This window comes from Verrucomicrobiota bacterium, assembly GCA_038744685.1.
Classification (GTDB): domain Bacteria; phylum Verrucomicrobiota; class Verrucomicrobiia; order Opitutales; family Puniceicoccaceae; genus Puniceicoccus.
Window position 1 is genome coordinate 188,867 of sequence record JBCDMB010000001.1, and the last position, 18,334, is coordinate 207,200.

At 52.4% G+C, this 18,334-nt stretch carries 18 protein-coding genes; 2 read left to right on the forward strand and 16 right to left on the reverse strand.

Annotation, left to right across the window (positions count from 1 at the left end):
• Nucleotides 1-8: 8 nt before the first annotated feature.
• The 13 genes from AAGJ81_00770 to AAGJ81_00830 form a co-directional block, all read right to left on the reverse strand.
• A complete protein-coding gene (locus AAGJ81_00770) occupies nt 9-1,583 on the reverse strand; it encodes an NAD(P)H-hydrate dehydratase (protein MEM0964666.1) in 1,575 nt (524 codons plus the stop codon).
• An 18-nt stretch (nt 1,584-1,601) separates the two neighbouring features.
• Nucleotides 1,602-2,009, reverse strand: a complete 408-nt coding sequence (acpS, locus tag AAGJ81_00775) for a holo-ACP synthase (protein MEM0964667.1) — start codon at nt 2,007-2,009, stop codon at nt 1,602-1,604.
• A gap of 3 nt (nt 2,010-2,012) precedes the next feature.
• Nucleotides 2,013-2,780, reverse strand: a complete 768-nt coding sequence (locus AAGJ81_00780) for a pyridoxine 5'-phosphate synthase (GenBank protein MEM0964668.1) — start codon at nt 2,778-2,780, stop codon at nt 2,013-2,015.
• A gap of 43 nt (nt 2,781-2,823) precedes the next feature.
• Entirely contained in the window at nt 2,824-3,294 is a 471-nt protein-coding gene (locus AAGJ81_00785) for a hypothetical protein (protein MEM0964669.1), read from the reverse strand.
• 223 nt (nt 3,295-3,517) lie between these two features.
• Nucleotides 3,518-4,657, reverse strand: a complete 1,140-nt coding sequence (gene alr / locus AAGJ81_00790; protein MEM0964670.1) for an alanine racemase — start codon at nt 4,655-4,657, stop codon at nt 3,518-3,520.
• Nucleotides 4,658-4,679: 22 nt separating this feature from the next.
• On the reverse strand, nt 4,680-5,330 hold the full coding sequence (locus AAGJ81_00795; GenBank protein MEM0964671.1) for a hypothetical protein: 651 nt from the start codon (nt 5,328-5,330) through the stop codon (nt 4,680-4,682).
• A gap of 5 nt (nt 5,331-5,335) precedes the next feature.
• On the reverse strand, nt 5,336-6,775 hold the full coding sequence (gene rpoN / locus AAGJ81_00800; protein ID MEM0964672.1) for an RNA polymerase factor sigma-54: 1,440 nt from the start codon (nt 6,773-6,775) through the stop codon (nt 5,336-5,338).
• A 48-nt stretch (nt 6,776-6,823) separates the two neighbouring features.
• Nucleotides 6,824-7,924, reverse strand: a complete 1,101-nt coding sequence (gene ychF, locus AAGJ81_00805; protein ID MEM0964673.1) for a redox-regulated ATPase YchF — start codon at nt 7,922-7,924, stop codon at nt 6,824-6,826.
• Nucleotides 7,925-8,093: 169 nt separating this feature from the next.
• Nucleotides 8,094-8,981, reverse strand: a complete 888-nt coding sequence (locus tag AAGJ81_00810; protein ID MEM0964674.1) for a DUF4465 domain-containing protein — start codon at nt 8,979-8,981, stop codon at nt 8,094-8,096.
• Nucleotides 8,982-9,137: 156 nt separating this feature from the next.
• Complete coding sequence (locus AAGJ81_00815; protein MEM0964675.1) at nt 9,138-9,932, reverse strand: prepilin-type N-terminal cleavage/methylation domain-containing protein; 795 nt, start codon at nt 9,930-9,932, stop codon at nt 9,138-9,140.
• Complete coding sequence (locus AAGJ81_00820) at nt 9,929-11,386, reverse strand: hypothetical protein (protein MEM0964676.1); 1,458 nt, start codon at nt 11,384-11,386, stop codon at nt 9,929-9,931. The genes AAGJ81_00815 and AAGJ81_00820 overlap by 4 nt, the downstream gene beginning before the upstream one ends.
• Nucleotides 11,383-12,396: a PEP-CTERM sorting domain-containing protein gene (locus AAGJ81_00825; GenBank protein ID MEM0964677.1), complete on the reverse strand. Its 1,014-nt coding sequence runs from the start codon at nt 12,394-12,396 to the stop codon at nt 11,383-11,385. Before AAGJ81_00825 ends, AAGJ81_00820 begins: the two co-directional genes overlap by 4 nt.
• A gap of 34 nt (nt 12,397-12,430) precedes the next feature.
• Nucleotides 12,431-13,492, reverse strand: coding sequence for a PEP-CTERM sorting domain-containing protein (locus tag AAGJ81_00830; GenBank protein MEM0964678.1), 1,062 nt, complete (start codon nt 13,490-13,492; stop codon nt 12,431-12,433).
• A 179-nt stretch (nt 13,493-13,671) separates the two neighbouring features.
• On the opposite strand from AAGJ81_00830, the gene AAGJ81_00835 reads away from it, so the two are divergent.
• Nucleotides 13,672-14,064, forward strand: a complete 393-nt coding sequence (locus tag AAGJ81_00835) for a transcriptional repressor (GenBank protein ID MEM0964679.1) — start codon at nt 13,672-13,674, stop codon at nt 14,062-14,064.
• A gap of 151 nt (nt 14,065-14,215) precedes the next feature.
• The gene (gene purH / locus AAGJ81_00840; GenBank protein MEM0964680.1) at nt 14,216-15,772 is read left to right on the forward strand and encodes a bifunctional phosphoribosylaminoimidazolecarboxamide formyltransferase/IMP cyclohydrolase; all 1,557 of its coding nucleotides are present in this window, start codon (nt 14,216-14,218) and stop codon (nt 15,770-15,772) included.
• A 28-nt stretch (nt 15,773-15,800) separates the two neighbouring features.
• Here the strand turns inward: purH and AAGJ81_00845 are convergent, their stop codons facing one another.
• From AAGJ81_00845 to AAGJ81_00855, 3 genes are all read right to left on the reverse strand, one after another.
• Nucleotides 15,801-16,607: a fumarylacetoacetate hydrolase family protein gene (locus tag AAGJ81_00845; GenBank protein MEM0964681.1), complete on the reverse strand. Its 807-nt coding sequence runs from the start codon at nt 16,605-16,607 to the stop codon at nt 15,801-15,803.
• A 62-nt stretch (nt 16,608-16,669) separates the two neighbouring features.
• Nucleotides 16,670-17,533, reverse strand: a complete 864-nt coding sequence (gene accD / locus AAGJ81_00850) for an acetyl-CoA carboxylase, carboxyltransferase subunit beta (GenBank protein MEM0964682.1) — start codon at nt 17,531-17,533, stop codon at nt 16,670-16,672.
• Between the two features lie 59 nt (nt 17,534-17,592).
• Nucleotides 17,593-18,324: a double zinc ribbon domain-containing protein gene (locus tag AAGJ81_00855; protein ID MEM0964683.1), complete on the reverse strand. Its 732-nt coding sequence runs from the start codon at nt 18,322-18,324 to the stop codon at nt 17,593-17,595.
• Nucleotides 18,325-18,334: the final 10 nt, after the last annotated feature.

Below are 18,334 nucleotides of genomic sequence, written 5' to 3' on the forward strand. Positions count from 1 at the left end.
AGAACGCTCTAGTGTTTGAAACCGAGCGCTTCCGGAAGGTAGTCCAACAGGCGAGTGGTTTTAACGGCTGCGTTTCCCTGTGCACGGGCAAGACAATCAGCGGCTCGGCCATGCCATACGGTGGCGAGGACAGCGGCCGTAGTTGGATTTCGGGAATCCTGAGAGAGTAGGGAACCAACCATACCGGCCAATAGGTCTCCAGTTCCGCCCCGAGCAAGGACTGGACCCCCAAAAGGTGAGAGGTAGACTGTGGATGCATTCGCTATTCGGGTTCGAGGACCCTTGAGGACTGTGACGCAGTTGTAGGTTCTACAGAAACTCTTCAGTGCCTCTGCTCCATTGTCTTCAAATGGGTGCCCTCCGATTCGCTTCCACTCTCCGAGGTGGGGCGTAATGACTATCGGCAGGAATTCCACCGGCCTTTTTGATAGGGATTGCGTGATTTCCGGAAAGAGCCCGTCTGCGTCGAGCACAATTGGACGGTCCACTTTCTCGACAAGGTGCCTCACCAATTTGTGTGCTTCAGCTGAACGCCCGAGTCCCGGACCTGCAAGGATCGCGGTGTAGTCAGTGAGCTTCTGATTGAGTTGGTCGATGATGCCTGAATGGAGGGCTCCGGATTCAGACGACGGCACAGAGGTCCACATGGCTTCCGGTTGAGCGATGACTCCCGCAGCCGCTACCCGTTCAACAGTGCCGACGGTGAGTAAACCTACGCCAGAATTGGCAGCTGCCATCGTGGCCATAATGCACGCTCCCGGCATAGATTCGGAGCCGGCGAGAACAAGCAGGTGACCGTAAGTTCTCTTGTGAGTGGTGGGCTGCCGGAACGAGGCCAGCTGCCAGAGAATCGTGGGCAGAAGAACCCGAAGATCGGAGTCTGTCTTGGTTTTTGGAGAGAAGAAACCGAGATCGAGATAACGAAGCCTTCCAACTTTGTTGATCGAACGATTGTCGGAAACTGGCAGCTTGGCGATACCCGTCGCGTAGGTGAAATCAGCGTTAAAGGCTTTAGGATCGCTTTCGTCTCCGATTCCAGATGGCAAGTCAACAGCAGCCCGCAGCCGGACTGCCGGAAAACGGTTTACCGCCTCAATCAGTGAGAGCGGATTTCCCCGCAAAGGTGGGCTGAGATTCATTCCAAATAGCCCGTCGATACAAAGATCGATGCACTTTCCATCGGCGAATACTGACAGGACTTCATCGATGTCGGCCTCGTCGGTGAGAATGAACACCTTGCTACGGACTCTCAGGAGCTCGTAGGGCGCTCGAACGTTGTCTTTTAGGTCAGTGACTGGAAACGCCAGGAGGACCAGAATGTCCAAGTCCGGATGTCGATCCTTAAGTGTGTTCGCGCAAATGAGTGCGTCCCCTGAGTTATGACCTTTCCCAGCAAGAACGATCGCTTTTCCCTTTGCGGGGAAGCCGCTGATTTCCTCAAAGTCATCTTCGATGGCTTCGGCGATTGCGCGCCCCGCTCGAAACATGACAACGTCTTCCGACTCGGCACTCTTGGAGAAAAAAGCGCGCTCATAATCCACTGCATCCGAGCAGGAGAGAACGGGATGGGAGTGAATATTCATCGACGAGGTGCCCTTACTTCAGCGAACCAGCACAGCAACGGCAGTTGCATGCTCCTTGGTGTGGGCAAGGCTGACCAACACATCGTTTCCACCCTTTTTCTGCAAAAGCTCTTTGCCTTGGGAGTCCAGCCGAATGAATGGTTTTCCGAGACTATCTTTAGCGACTGCGGCAGACTTCCATCCCAAGAACTCTCCGATCCCAGTTCCAAAAGCCTTGGAGACGGCTTCTTTCGCAGCAAACCTCGCCGCAAAGTGAGGCGCAGGGAATTTCATACCGTCGCAGTAAGCCAGCTCTTCGTCCGTAAATACTCGATTCCGGAAGCGTTCTCTTTGTCTTTCAAGTGCTCTGGCGATCCGTGAAACCTCAATAAAGTCGATCCCGATTCCGAGCACGGAACTGTTCTTTGGAATCTCGGGAGGAACCATTCTTCAACTCGTTGCGCGGTCAATCGCGCTTTTCATATCCCGGACAGCCTGTTCGATTCCGGTAAGGAGAGCTCGGGAGAGGATGCTGTGTCCTATGTTCAATTCGTTTAGATGGGGGAGCTGGCAGACTCTATCAACATTTCGATAATTGATTCCATGCCCGGCGTTTACTGTGATCCCGGCAGTGTGCGCGATTTCCGCAGCATTGCGCAATCTTTCCCACTCGCTTTCCTCGCCTGCGGAACCAAAAGAGCGGGCGAACGAACCCGTGTGAAACTCGACCACGGGTGCACTGAGTTTCTGTGCGAGCTCGATTTGATTGGGCTCTGGATCGATAAAGAGGCTTACTTCTACGCCAGCACTGCTAAGCTTTTGGACGAAGTCACCGTCTTCAGAGACAAGCCTGTTCAGGTCTAGTCCTCCCTCGGTAGTGACCTCGCGACGATTTTCCGGAACGAGGCACACTGCCTCCGGCCGGAGATCGAGTGCGATCTCAAGCATGTCGGCCTGGCAAGCCATTTCCAGATTCATCCGGGTGGATAGGCTTTCGCGCAGTCGATAGATATCGCGGTCCTGAATATGCCGCCGATCTTCCCGCAAGTGCACGGTGATCCCGTCGGCACCTGCAAGTTCAGAGCGAAGGGCTATTAAAACGGGGTCGGGTTCGATGAAGCCGCCACAAGTCTTTTCTTCGTCTCGGTAGCGGGCCTGACGAAGAGTTGCGCTATGATCGATATTAACGCCGAGAAGAATCTTATTTTCTGAAGGCATTGGGGAGATGAAAGTGTGTCGTGATGCTGAGGATAGACCCTTCTTAAAGGTCGTGTGCGACGGCCATGTTCCGCAAGGCAGTGGAAAAGGCAATGGTTGTGCCGATAATGGCATCTAAAACAACGACTGCGGCAACTACCCATTGGTAGAACTGCGGGGACTCTCCTGTCCGGCTGATTTCGTAGGTGAGAAGAGCGGTTGCAATGACCACCGCGCAAACCGCTACCACCAAATCAATGACGAATCGGGTTAGCTTGATGTCCGCGCCCTTCAATACCTCTACAACGAAAACTACCAGAGCGAATACCACCATCGAGTAGTCCAGGGTCGTGCCCTTGAGTGAATCGGGTAAGAATTCGACGATAACCGCTACTGCAATCAGTAGAAGAGTCCACGGAAACAACCGCACAAACCGGACGAATTCCTTGAATGTGAATCCTTGATTACTGTCTCTGGAAGAAACCTGCGAACCTCCTGCCAGAATGCTGGGGTCTGGTGTTTCGTGTTGAGTCATAGTCTTGGTCTGCTGGGTTTAGGTGCGCGGAAATAATGTAGTATGCGAAGAATCCGTTCTTGAACAGTTGTTTCTAACCTCGAGGCGCTCCTCCTTCGGGTCCCCAGGGTTTTGAATAGGAATCAGTCTACCCAACTTGCGATCAGCAAGATGACTAGAATTACGCTGCTAAGTACCATGAGTGCCCATCGTTCGGGAAGAGTAGTCTTTAACATTTTGATACCTATACCCGGTTCGTTCGATAGACTCGGGGGACTCGTTTCGTGACGCTGCAGAATACTTCCCATGGGATGGAATCGGTCCATTCGCTAAACTCAGAGACGGTGATCTCCTGATTTCCATCCCTTCCAATGAGGACGGCATTTTCGCCAACTTCGACTTTCTCGAGAGAGGATACATCCACGATGACTTGATCCATGGTTACCCGGCCGAGAATGGGGCAGATCGCTCCTTGAATCAGAACTTTACCCCGATTACTTGCGGCCGTGGGTATCCCGTCGCCATAGCCTGCAGTTAAGATTGCAACTTTAGTGGCTTTCTCTGTGGTGAATGTCCGGCCGTAGCTAATCGGAGTGTTTGGGGGTAGTGTCTTCGTAAGGCCTATCCGAGTAACGAATCGAAAGACCGGTTCTGTTCGAACAGACTCCAGTAAGGTTGAGGAATACTGGTTTACCCCAAACTGCAGAAGACCGACACGGACCGCATTGAAGGGACTCGCCCGATCAAAAGCCTCTGTGCCAGCACTATTGTCGGCATGAATAAGAAGCTCTCGGTCATCTTTTCTTTCCACGGATTCCAACGCTTTCAGGAAACGGTCTTTCTGTTCCCGCGTGAACTCCTCGGATCCGGTCGCATCGGAATAGTGAGTATAAATTCCCCTCAATCGGAGGTTGTCTCGAGCGGACACGGCATCAAACAACTCTTTTGCCTCTTCATGCCACACTCCCAGTCGGCCCATGCCGGTATCAATCTTCACGTGAACGTCGAGGTCTTTCCCAATTCTTGTCGCAGCGGACGAGAAGCGGCTCACTTCTTCAATTGAAGAAACGGTTGCAGTAAGCCCCAGCTGCACAAGGGCTCCCTCTTCTTCCGGTAAAACAGCACCGAGCACAAGAATCGGCCAGCCCTTTGCGATTTCCTGCAATCTCGCTCCCTCCTCAACGTTTGCGACTGCAAATGCGTCCGCATTAGCCTGCATTAAACGGGATACCGTGGGATGGACTCCGTGACCGTAGGCGTCGGCTTTTACCACGGCTACATATCGGATACCCCGCGGAAGCTTGCTCCGGATACTGACCAAATTTCTTTCAAGAGCTGCGAGGTCAATCTCTGCCCAGCATCGGTGATGTCCGGTGGTACTCATAGGGCAAAGAAATTCCCCGGTATCACTTTGGGAACCATTTCTTGTAGTCTACTTTTCCGTTGAAAAGGGGGGAAACCGTTTGGGTCTCGACCAGAAAACCCGGTTGATCCAAATGGAGCTGCAAAGTGGTAAGCTCTGGAAGCAAGACTTTGTTCACGGGAATGGTGAGGTCGATTCCATGCCGGTCTTCTCCCAGTAGAAAGGTTGGGTGGTCGTGGTTTGTGCCTTTTTCGGTGTCGAAGAGTTCGATATCTTTTTCATTGGGTTGGTTCTCGTCTACAAAAACACCAAAGCAGGCACCTCTACGCCAGGGACTGAGCACGGTGAAAGTGGACTCACGTCCCGTCCTGAGGATCTCCCTTGCAGTCCATATGAGTCCGGAGAATCTGAAATGGGTGCAGCCGCTAGGACTATCCAGACCTTTCCACGATTCTAGAATCATGGAAAGGGTCCTCAGTGCCAGGAGTGAACCGGGACCTCCCGAATAGCAAATAGAGTCCATTTCCGAGGGCTTCATTTCTGCGGACGCAAGGACATTTCGAATCACCGTGGCAATTCCTTCCACCGGTCTTCCGGGTATGCTTTCTGAAGCAATCCATCGGGCTTCCTTTTGGATTGCTGCGTCGGCACGGTTTCCTTCAACGCCGACAGTCAAAGTGACTCCGTTGTTCACCCAACCTAGTAGGATCGCCGTAAATTGGTTGGAAGAATGCCGAGTTCATCCCGGTATTTGGCTACCGTGCGGCGGGCGATTTTGTAGCCTTTTTCTTTCAGGATTTCCACGATGACCTGATCACTGAGCGGTTTGGTCGAATCTTCGCCGTCAACAATCTGCTGAATCGTATCCTTGATGCTTCGGTTGGATACGGAGTTTCCGTCTTTGGTTTCATACCCGGCCGTGAAGAAATACTTGATCTCAAAAATACCGTGAGGAGTGTCGATATACTTATTTGCAATCGCCCGACTCACGGTCGTTTCGTGGACGCCTATGATCTCCGCTACCTGATTCATGGTAAGAGGACGAAGCCGGGAAACTCCTTCCTCAAAAAATTCTTTCTGTAGGTCGAGAAGTTGCCAGGCGATGCGCTCGACGGTTTGCTGCCGCTGCTCGATCGAATTCATCAGGAATCGACCGGAACGAATTCGTTCCCGTAGATACTCCCGCTCCTTAGTCGGTAACTTTCCCTGGGCGATCATGCTCTTGTATACGCTGCTAATCCGAAGCCGAGGGATGTAGTCATTGTTGAGGATGATTTTCCACTCTCCTTCCTCATCCTGGAAAATCTTCACGTCCGCAACGATCACCCGATTGTTGTCTTCGGCAAACCTTCTTCCCGGCGCAGGATCAAGACTCCCGATATCCGCTAGCGCTCGATGAATGGTTTCCGTATCCACGCCGAATTTTCGGGATAGTTCGGGAATTCTACGGCGAAGAAGGAGAGGGTACTCCTCACGAAGGATGCGGGCTGCGAGCGTCTTCTCTTTTCCCGATAGTTCTAATTGGACCAAAAGGCACTCGCGGCGGTCTTTTGCTCCGATACCCACCGGATCAAAAGTGAGGAGAAGATCGCGCATTTGCTGGACCTTATTGAGCGGTAGATTCTCTACCAGAGCGATATTCTCCAAATCCTCCTCAAGGAAACCGTCACGGTTTAAGCTACCGATCAAAAACTCAAGGGCCTTGCGATCTAGAGTATCCAACTCGGAAAGATCTGCCTGCCCAAGGAGATGTTGTTGGAGAGAGATTTCGCCCACGAAAGAATCGAAAAAGTGCTTCCTTCGCTCTTCCTCCTCTGATGAAGGAGTCCTCGCCGCACCTTCTCCACCAAGTCCATCTCTCCAGTCCTCGTCGAGTTGGTTCAGGAGTTCATAGTCCTCTTTCTCAAAGTCCATTTCAGATTCAGTGGAATCGGTCTCGGAGCTCTCTCCAGAATCGTCGAGACTGACCCCGTCCATCGGTAGTTCCTCAAGCGTTGGGTTGAGTTCAAGCTCCTCAAGAATAGAGGATCGCAACTCCATGGCAGGCGCTTGAAGGATTTTCAGGGACTGGCGTAACTGCGGGGCGAGAACCAGTGATTGGCTCTGTTTCTGCAGCTGTTGGAATCCCTGATCCGGCATGGTATGATTCTTGCTAGCAGATCCGTGGAAGGTCTGCAAGCGTTGGGTCTACGCAAACCGGAAGTGGACCACGTCTCCGTCAACAACCTCGTATTCCTTGCCTTCCAGCCGGAATTTTCCGGCATCTCTGGCACCTTGTAGGCTGCCGGCCTCCACTAAATCAGAGTAGGTCACGACCTCCGCTTTGATGAATCCTTTCTCAAAGTCGGTGTGAATAACACCTGCGCATTGAGGGGCCTTCATTCCCTTCCGGAAAGTCCATGCCCTGACTTCGGGCTCTCCGGCGGTGAGGAAGGAGGCGAGGCCCAATAGCTCGTAGGTGGAGCGAATCAAAAGACCAACGCCTGAATCGCGGACGCCTAGCTCAGCGAGGAATTCTCGTGCTTCGTCAGGCTCAAAATCGATCAGCTCCGCCTCGGTTTGCGCGCTTATGATACAAACTCCAGCGCCACCGCGTTGTTCTGCGTAATTCTTCACCGCTTTCACCGAGTTCAAGGAGTTTGCATCTGCCAAGTCAGTGTCGGCCACGTTGCAGGCGTAGAGCACTGGTTTGGATGACAGCAAATTCAAGTGAGGCAATAATGAGTCTTCACCTTCTTCCAGAGGTAGTTGGAAAGCCGCTTTACCCTCATTGAGGAAAGGAATGAGGCGCTGAATCAGCGTGAGGGATTTTGCTGCATCCTTGTCACCACCACGGGCCTTCTTTTGGACTTTCGTTTCCTGACTGGCCAGGCTCTGGAGGTCTGCGAGGATCAGTTCGGTCTCGATCGTCTCGATATCCCGCACCGGGTCGATCTCTCCCATGGTGTGAACGACATCCGCATCTTCAAAACAGCGAACCACCTGAACAATCGCATCGACCTCCCGAATATTTGCGAGAAATTGATTTCCCAGACCATCCCCTTTGCTTGCTCCGGCAACGAGTCCGGCAATGTCGACCATCTCGACCGCTGCGGGGACGATCTTTGTTGTCGAAACGAGCTCTGCAAGTGGGGCGAGCCGCTCGTCAGGTACCGTCACCACACCGACATTCGGTTCGATCGTGCAAAAAGGATAGTTCTGAGCCTCAGCCTTTCGGGTCCGCGTAAGCGCGTTAAAAAGAGTGCTTTTTCCGACATTCGGTAGTCCAACAATACCAGCTTGCAGCATTCTCTTTATGCATAGGCGAAAAGTATCATTGTCGAGACCAATAGTGGAAATGAGATTCGTAGGGAGTAGGATCGGACTTCTCCATGAAGGGTATCAGCATGCGAGGTGCACCTGCGTTCCACAAATACCTTGGAGGTGATTATTCGAATCCTGCTCAGGTAACTCTATTTTAGCACCGGCTTTCTCTCGGTCTTCTCCTGAATCCGCAAACGAGTGCAAATGCCCCAAAAGCGAAGATGAATCCGGCAAACGCAGGCTCCGGAACCGGAGTGAACGTCAAGTTGTCGAATGCGAAATAGGCAGGTGTGTTAAGGCCGAAATCACCTGTGTCGGTCCCTGCGATTGAGAACTCCAAGGTATCGATTTCGCTGAAGTTGAGGGTCCATGTATTCCATTCCTCTTCGATCTCAAACGAGCCGGAGCTCACGTTCCACTCTGCTAAACGAACAGTTGATGTGTCTACTGGTGATCCTCCAAGATACCCGGTTGCAGTTACCTCAAAAAAGTCACCAACTCCGAAGGGCGTTAGGGAGTTGTCGTATTCGTCAAGGTAAGTTCCATCGGCGTATTTGGTGACAAAACTGTTTGTCGGAACCTCTTCCATATCGTTCCAGCCGTCTGCTCCGAATAAAAGGGCGTAATAGACATATGTTGTATTGGTTATGTCGATTGACTGGACTGTAGCAGAGCCCGCCGAAAAGGTGATGCCTTCCTCGGAGTTGAAATAGATCCCGTAGACATCGTCGCCGTTTCCGCTACCGGTTATGGCCTTCATTTCATTTGCGAATCCAACGGTATCGGAACCAAATGCGGTGGCCGTCTCGCTCGAAGTGCTGAAACCGTCCCAGAAGCGAGAAGAACCGAACTCGTTGGCATCGAAACCATAGATTGCCCCGTTATCCATAAAGCTCTGATTTTCGCCAACGGGTCCGTTGTTTGGGTTGTTGTTTAGGTTCGGCCCAGGGAGCAACCCGGTGAGGGTCGAAATATTCCCCGAGACGGGCAAGGCGGATAGCAGCAAGATCCATATGGTCGAGATGATTCTTTTACTTGTCATGATTGTTTTCGCTATTGTTTGTAGTTAAAGATTATCGAGAAGCGTTTGTCGGCGATCCGTTGTCAGTCCTTAGCGCGATTTGAGTAGTGAAGAGAGTCGTGTGCGAGTAGGAGAGAATAGTCTGGTGATTCAAAAGAGGCTTTCGGTTGTTCAAGTTTATTGATTCTCTGGATTCCAGAAACCGTTGTTTTCGTCGGGTCCAAACCAGCCGAGCATTTGTGTGTCTGCATTTCCACCGTGGGGATTGTGCCCGACATCCCTGGACTCGATAGATTCAAAAGACACATGTCCGTCGCACCAGGCGGCGAGAGCCCGACCGCTGAAGCGGAAATGGACGCTGGGAGAGGGGCGCATTCCACTCGGTCCGCTGCCAAAGTCCCAGAAAGGAGGGTGGCTGAAGGGATACTCCTGAACAGAGTCGCCTGTTGCGTACGCAGAGGAGGTGAACATGACGGTTCTGGACGGCTCCAAAATCTGGGACGGACGGGCGGCGATCCTGTCGCCGTCGCTGTCCCATGCGCGGCGCCCTCCGGATTGCCCCTCAGGTCGACCACCGACGTAATTGTCGTTGTAGCCGTAACCTCCGGCTCCGCTTTCGAAACTATCGCCTCCGGTCACCATTTCCGTGAAGAGCGGGCACGGCGTCACTTGACGGGACTCACCGAGATAATCGGCGAGGTAGCCAAGAGCAGGGTCGAAGGAACCGTCGGAAGCTCTTCCACCGCTCCATCGTTTTGTATTATTTCGGTTCGCAATCGGAGCAAAGGTTCCGTGCTCGGCAGCATAATTGAGATTTGCGACGGCTAGCTGGCGGATATTTGTGGCACTACGGATAGCCAGTGAAGACGAATGGGCAGATTGCACAGACGCGCTTATTGCTGCACCGAGAAGTAGGACAACTGTAAGAGCCAGAACCAGCTCAATGAGAGTGAATCCAGACCTTCGCCTCATGAAGAGTCTTGCTGAACGATTTCGACCTTGAAGAAACGGTGAGCCGCCTCAGCCACAGTTTTCGTGTCGCGCACGGTCACCCTACGAATCACACCAATCGAAGCGATCTCGCTGTCACTGGTTTCAGAGATTTCGGGATTCATGCCTTCGACTGCGACGAGCGGCTGTCCGCCCGTTGAACTTGCCATCAATTCCCAGTCCTCTGGATTCAAAAGGCTATCGGTTACCCAGACTTTGTAGGTCAGGTCGGTAAGACGCTCGTCCCGGCGAAAGGTGAACTCTGCGCGTCGTTCGCCATCTTTTTCGACGATGGCAATATGACAAGGGTGAACTTCTGATTGAGCCTTCCAGGGCAGCATAGCGAACGCGTATTCCTCGAGGTTAGTCAGCCCATCGTTTTCCGGGTCATCGCCAGGATCGCGGTCGGTGGCTGTCAAAAGTTGGAGTTGTGGCCATTCCAGATAGGTCATCTGTTGGGAGATGGCACCTATGGCCTCAATGTCTGCTCCCCCAGAACCCCAGGTCCACCAGGCGTCGTAGATGGGGTGGTCGGTTGAGAACGGCAGATCGGTCGCGGGATCGGTGAGTCCAGTGGCATTATCGGAAAACAGACCTGTGCCCGGGATATCGACCAACCGGATGTGGGTTACCTGCGAAAGCCCAACTTGGGCGATATCAAACGGTGTGCCCCAGGAAAAGCCATAGGCGTTGGAGTGTTTGCCGGCCAAATTGTATACCTGCGATGAGTCGATCGTCGCATACGGGCCGATCGTTCCATTTTGAAAAGGTCCTGGCGATGTGAGTGAGGCAGATGGGAATCGCACGAAGTTGACTCCATCCGCTGAAACCTCGACGTAGACAAGTTCCGCGGAAATCTCACCGGCAACTGTGCCGTTCACTGTCGAAGAATTGGCGACAAATCCGTTCTCAAACACCGTGAAATCTGCTCCCGTCATATCCCGGATTGGCTCGTCAAAAACGACAGTGATTGTCCCGGGACCTGTGCTGGTAGGATGGTTTGAATCGTTCGGCCACTCGCTGGGCCACGTGTCTCCCAGCGAAACGATGTCGAAAACATCGCCGGTGACCGGCCCAAGGATGTTGGCCGGATCGACAAATCCCGGATCGTAGTCATACATGAAGTCGTAGAGAGCCTGTGCATCTGGATCGTCGATCAATGAATATCCAGCGACTGAATCGGCCCAACCGAAAAAGAGCGGATTCACGTAGTTATCCGGATTGGCAACGAAACCCACTCCGTCGTCGATATTCGCCTTTCCGATGCCATCCGGTCCAACGAAGCCGGGAATAGGAGCATCCCAAGGGTTGTTCGGATCATCGAGAGATATTGAGAAGGGTCCACCCCCAGGAGAGGGATCAATGGGCGACTGATTGGCCGCCAGACTTCCAGCGATCAAGAGTATGAGCACGATCTGAACAAGGACCAGCTTCATCGACGTTTACGACGGCGGCGCAGGCAGAACGGAAGCGAACTGAGGCCTAGGATCAGAGCAAATGCGGTTGGTTCAGGTACGACGTTGATCGCACCAACAGAGCCAGTTGGCAGACCAAGGTAGTCGAATCCACTCGAGTCGAAGGTTACCCAGTTGTCCAAAATGGGATTACCTAAAGAATCCAAATCAAGACCCGCGATGGGGCTACCTTCGTCCAGCAATTCGCCGCTTCCAACCACATCGACGAGCCGAATGAAGTTGATCTCATTCAAATCGACGTCGCCGTTGATCACCTCGGGTGCCGAGACCAGTTCGTTCAAATCAAAAGGCGTTCCTAGGTTGGTTCCGTGCTTACCGGCTAAGTTGTAGACGTTCGTCATGTCGTAAAGTTGAAACGTGCCAAGTGTGCTCACAGCCTCCGTGTTGAGCGAGATTGAAGGAAAGCGTAAGAAGTCAGATCCATTGGTGGATATTTCAACATGTGCTAGTTCTGCAAAAAACCCGCCTCCAAAGCCAAAGCCATTTTCAAACACGGCGAAATCCGCACCGGCGCCGTTGAAGATCGGATTGGCGAAGCCGACAGTGATGGAACCGGGTCCGTCGATTCCAATGAATCCGTAGGAGTCTGTAGAACTATTTACATCTCCAGAAAAATTGTCGGTAACACCACTCCCTGCATGAAAGGAGCTTGGCTCCGAACCGACCTCGGGCCGGTAGAGACGATCAAAGCCTAAAGGAAGTCCGGTCGGTCGACTTACTGGGCTGTAGAGATCACCTAGCGACGCAGAGCCACCTGAAGGGTTTTGAAAACCAGACCCGACGCCGGGCGCAGGGGAATAATCTACAATTGAATCTTCGAAGATGGAGATATCTGACCGCGGAATCGGGTTGTCTGGCGCACCCTCAGTGCCTCCCGAGAAGTCAGAGTAGGGGCCTGCCAAGGCAGAATTTACCATCAACAATGACGCGGCAAATGCGACGGAGCTGTTTGTGCCAATGCTTGTTTTCATGCTCATCAGGTGACGATTTGTAGTCTCAAAGAGGTCAATCCAGTCTCCCGCTCCTTCTACACGCGAAAAGCAATGCGAATCCGGAAAACAGCAAAGCGTAGATCGCAGGCTCAGGGACGATGGTCACTTCGAGAATATCTCCGCCGGGAGAAGGTGTAAAATAAAGGGGATCTCCCTGGCTAAAGTCGCCGTCCACCGAAATAGCTCCGTAAAATTCTGTGAAGTTATTCGACGAAACAATCGTTTCGTAGGTTCCGGTTTCGGTGTCCAGCCAACCGAGAGTGTGTAGGTCATTGGTCCCCGAGAAATCGTTTACCGCGAAGAAGACATTCCCTCCCGCGTCTACGGCCAATCCGTTGCCACCTCCTGGGAGGGCCCAAGTTTCGGCCGCATCACCGAGAGTGAGGAAAGTGTCCTCCTCGTCGGCGTAGAGGTCGTTGACCACGCTAGCGACCTGCGAGGCGGTCCAGCGATAAAGGGTGTTGGTCGTAAATGTCCCATAATAAAAATCGCCATTCGGGGCAATTGCCAGATGGGCGGAGTTCCCGGCCGTTTCAATCAATGTATCATGGCGAGCCGGATCTCCACCGGGAATTGCAAGGTGGTCGAAGGCAAAGACAAAATTAGATTGACCTGTGGTACCATTCCAGGGCTCGGCTAGGCCGGAAACATACAATTGGCCACTAGAGACTTGTCCTCCGTAAGCGTTGATCATCGTCACACCTTCAGGTCCGGGAGTCTGCCATGAGCCGCCGCTGCCGTTGTAGGTGTAGACATCGCTGTCTGAAAAGCCGTAAAGCGAGGCTGCGTAGAATAGATTATTCGAAGAGTCGTAAACTCCAAAGGCGTCTCCAAAGCCATTCGAGAGGGTTCCCCCGGGCGGAAGACCTATAGGGTTGGTAGTACCGGAAGCGGTATCGTAGGTCGAATAACCTCCTGATGCTGTCCAGTAATGGATAGTGCCGTTATTTGCGGTAAACTGCCCTTCGGGTGATATGGGAATCGTCGAAACGTTGTAGACAGCGTGCAAGTTGACCGTGAGTGTCAATAACGAGCATGCTAGGACTGGCCTCTTTACTGTTTTTAGATGGATCATTGGGAAAAGCCTCGGTTGCACTCACTGCATTCAGTGACCGAAGCTGCACGGGAAATCTGAAATAGTGCGATCGACATACCGGCAATTTTGTCTCGTTTATTCAAAGTTTACTAATGATAATTTAATATCATTAATGAAAGTATTGAAGTGTCGGGCGCAGACAAGTTTTTTTGTTTCAGATGCAACAGCGAAATACGAAACAACGAGCTGTAATCGAATCTATAATCGAAACTACTGCCCGGCCTCTTACTCGAGCTGAGATCTGGGAGGAGGCCAAGAAACCGTTGCCGTCGGTTGGTTTCGCAACGGTCAGTCGAGCGGTGAATGACTTTCTTGCGGAAGGACGATTGATCGCTCTCCGCTATCCGGGTCAGCCGACACGGTATGAAAAGCTAACCAACAAAGAGCATCCTCATCTCCTTTCACACAAGGACGGGAAAATCTATGATTTGGACCTACCCATGCCGGAGGTGAAGATTCCTAAGATTCCTGGTGTGACTATTACCGGCTACGAAGTGCTGTTTTTTGGGGAACCGCTGGAAGACGATGATACGGGCGGCCCGGAATTATAGGCTTTTCAAGCGGGCTAGAGCCGGAAATTGAAATGTCCTTGGACAACGAGGCCGTTGTCCCTCCAGCGACTTCTTGCTCCAGTTGGTGTGAATTCTTCCCTGCAAGACGAAACAGGTTGCCCGGCCTGAGAGTCTGCCACTAGATCGATGTATGGGACGAAATGCGTTGATCTCGGTATCCGACAAAGCTGGCTTAGCACCTTTTGTGCGGTCTCTTGTAGACGAATTTGACTACCGGATTTATTCGACGGGTGGCACCGCCCGATTGTTGCGGGAGGAAGGAATCGAGGTGACCGATGTCAGCGACCTAACTGGCTTTCCCGAGATTATGGAAGGCCGTGTAAAGACTTTGCATCCAAAGATTCACGGCGGCTTGTTGTGTCGCCGCGACAAGGAGGAGCATTTGGCCCAGGCCGAGGCGCAGGGAATCGAGATGATCGATTTGGTCGTCGTAAACCTTTACCCGTTTGAAAAAACGGTCGCCAGAAACGATGTTGCGGAAGAAGAGGCGATTGAAAATATCGACATCGGCGGTCCATCGATGCTGAGAAGCGCAGCCAAGAATTTTTCTTCGGTAACGGTCCTTACCGAGGCCGGAGACTACGATTCTTTCCTCGAGTCTCTTCGTATTCACGGTGCCGAGGGCTCCTTGCCGCTCCGCAGGTCTTTTGCGAAAAAGGTTTTCCAGCGAACCTCCGCTTACGACAAAGCTATCGGCGAGTATCTGGCGAAAACAGAGGCGGAGATCCCTGATCTCGACGCGCTTTCCGGTTTTCCCCAGGTCTTCCAGATCGAATCGCGTCTCGATGAAAAGCTGCGGTACGGGGAGAATCCCCATCAACAGGCGAGCCTCTACGGTGATTTCTCCGAGTCTTTTGAGCAACTCCAAGGAAAGGCGCTTTCGTTCAATAACATCATCGATATCTCGGCAGCTGCCTTTTTGATCGGCGAATTTGAGAAACCGACCGTTGGAATATTGAAGCATACGAATCCTTGTGGAGTCGCTTCTGAGATGGATCTTCTTGAGGCTTGGGAGAAGGCATTTGCAACCGACCGGCAGGCTCCGTTTGGAGGGATTATTGTCTCGAACCGAACGATCACTGGGGATCTAGCGGAAAAGATTGGATCGATTTTTTGCGAGGTGATTATCGCGCCGGATTTTTCACCTGAAGCCTTGGCGCACTTTGAAAAGAAGAAGAACCTCAGATTGATTGTCGCGAAGGCGGGTTTACGGGCGGATTCGCTTATGGACGTTCGTAGTGTGGCTGGGGGATTCCTTGTCCAGGACCGCGACCAGAAGAAACTGCTCCCGCAGAACTGCGAGGTGGTGACTGAACGTCAACCGACTGAGGAGGAGTGGGCAGCCATGTTCTTTGGGTGGAAGGTCGTAAAGCACGTGAAGTCCAATGCGATCGTCTACGCGGGCGCCGAGCACACCCTCGGGATCGGCGCCGGCCAAATGTCACGAGTGGACAGCTCCAGAATTGCCGTCTGGAAGGCCGGGGAGGCGGGATTGAGTCTGAAAGGGTCGGCAATTGCCTCTGACGCCTTCTTTCCTTTTGCAGACGGTTTAGCGGCTGCGGCCGACGCTGGAGCAACGGCCGCCATTCAGCCAGGTGGGTCGGTCCGGGATGAAGAGGTGATTGCCGAGGCGAATAAACGTGGGATGGCGATGGTCTTCACCGGAGTGAGACACTTCCGGCACTAGAGACGATTGCGAGTATCCGACATTGAAGTTAAACGTCAGACTTCGAGGCTGCTAGTGGATTCGAAAGGGTGCCGATACCCTCAATTTCCACTTCTATGACATCTCCATCGCGCATAAAAACCGGTGGCTTGCGAGCGAATCCTACGCCTTGAGGAGTTCCGGTTAGGATAACCGTTCCGGCCTTGAGCGTGGTTTCCATGCTTAGAAATTCGACGAGGGTTGGAACATCAAAAATTAGATCGGAGGTGCTGGATTCTTGCATCACCGTCCCATTTAGTCTCGACGAAATAGACAGAGACCACGGATCAGAAATTTCGTCGGTCGTTACAATGACCGGGCCCAAGGGACAGAAGGTGTCAAATGTTTTTGACCGGCTGAATTGACCTCCGCCTCTTTCGGACTGCCAGTTTCTGGCAGTGACGTCGTTGGCACAGGTAAAACCCAAAATGACGTCCAGTGCATCTTCACGCCGAACGTTTTTGCAGTCTTGGGAGATGACGATCGCTAGTTCGGCTTCGTAGTCAATGGTCTCTGAGATCTGCGATGGAGGAAGTTGAATGGGACTCTCTGGACCGGTGACCGAAGTAGGGGATTTTAGGAACACTACGGGATACTCGTTGACATGGATGCCGGTTTCTCTGGCGTGTTCGCGGTAGTTCAAGCCAATGCAGTAGATGGTTGGGGGATCAAGCGGTGCGAGGAAATGGCCTTTGGATTCGATTCCCGAATCGTGTAGCTTTCCAAAGAGTTCACCTTCGAGACGAGTGAACGAGCCGTCGCGATTAGCGTTTACAAGGACTGCACCTTCAGAGGACTGAATTCTCGCTATTCTCATGGTAAAGTCTCCTCCAGCTCAAATTGTAAGAAAGAAGATTCGAAGGTTGGATCGCATCACCTCTACGCGATTTCCTCGGGGGTACGGCCCGTGAATGCGGCGAGAAAGAAGGCTAGTTTTGCTTTGAGTTCAGGGCGAGGGATGATCTGGTCAATCAGTCCGTGGTCCAAAAGAAACTCAGAGGTCTGGAACCCCGGCGGTAAGTCCTGCTGGGTTGTCTCTTTGATCACCCTCGGTCCGGCAAAACCGATAAGCGCTGCCGGCTCGGCAACGATCAGGTCTCCCAGAGATGCGAAGCTCGCCATCACTCCTGCCATTGTCGGATTCGTGAGGACCGAAATATAAGGGAGCTTTGCTTTCGCAAGCCGCCCGAGAGCCGCACTGGTCTTCGCCATCTGCATTAAACTGAGAATACCCTCATACATCCTCGCGCCTCCAGAGGTTGAGACTACGATAACCGGCATCTTTTTCTCGTATCCCCGTTCGATCGCGCGGGTGATTTTCTCACCAACTACCGAACCCATAGAGGCTCCAAGAAAACGGAAATCCATGACCGCTAAACTCACGGGGATTCCAGATAGCTCACCGTAACCTGAAACAACTGCATCTTTCAGCTCAGTCCGGTCACGATATTGGCTCAATTTTTCCGGGTAGGAGGAAGAAGGACCCCGAAACTTAAGAGGATCAACTGATTCCAAATTCGTGTCGCACTCCTTCCAAGTGCCTTCGTCAATCAGCGACCGAATCCGAGCAGGGGCGGGTAAGGGAAAATGGTAGCCACTCTTCGGAACCACCATCAGGTTCTGTTCGAGCTCCTTGTTGTAAATGATCTCCCCTGATTTCGGGCATTTGGTCCACAATCCCTTGGGAATGTCCTTTCGGTTGACGATTACCCGTGAGTAGTTCGGTTTGCTGAATAGTGCCATTGAGAAGAGGGTTTTAGGTAGAAACGTAGAGGAGCACCTAAATTCGTTGCGAGGATTTTTTAACCGTGCGCAAAGGCCGCTACGTCCAAAATCTCTATTCCAATTGCTCTCAAAACGGTTGCGCACGCATTCAAGGTGGCCCCTGTAGTGAAGATATCGTCGAAGATAACGTAACGGCGGCTTTTTTGGGTTAGGTTGCTCCGTTTCGAAACTGCAAAAGCACCTGCGATTTGCCGAATACGCTCTTTTCGATCTGCACGTGTCTGTGAGTCTGTATCGATGACTCTTTTCAGTAGTGGCTCAATGTCGAAGTTGACCGGAGACTGTAAATGCAATTCTCGAAGGAGAATCTCTGTCTGATTAAACCCTCTTCTTCGCAGCTTTCTCGGGTGGAGGGGGACAGGAATCACGACCGCGTTCTCCAAGAAAGTCAAAAACCCCGGAGCGGTGGCCAAAAGAGCCGCAAGATCTCTAGCTAGGTAGGATTTTTTTTGGTACTTGAATGCGTGTATGAGGGTTTTGATATCCCTGGAAAGTGTAAACCCACATTTCCCATGAGAGAAGTTGGGATTCAGCAATTCACAATTGTGGCAAACCGGTGACTCTTCCAGACTGCCATAGAACGGATGACCACAGGTAGGGCAGCTGGGGTCGCGAATCATCGGGAGGCGAGCGAAAGCTCTCTCGGAAAGATAGCGGAAACGGGTCTCTCCTAGTGGAGAATGGGTGACCACACAGTCGCGAGGGTAGAGCAGATCTAGAAGCGCGGAAGGAAGAGATCGGACTCTCATCAAACAAGTG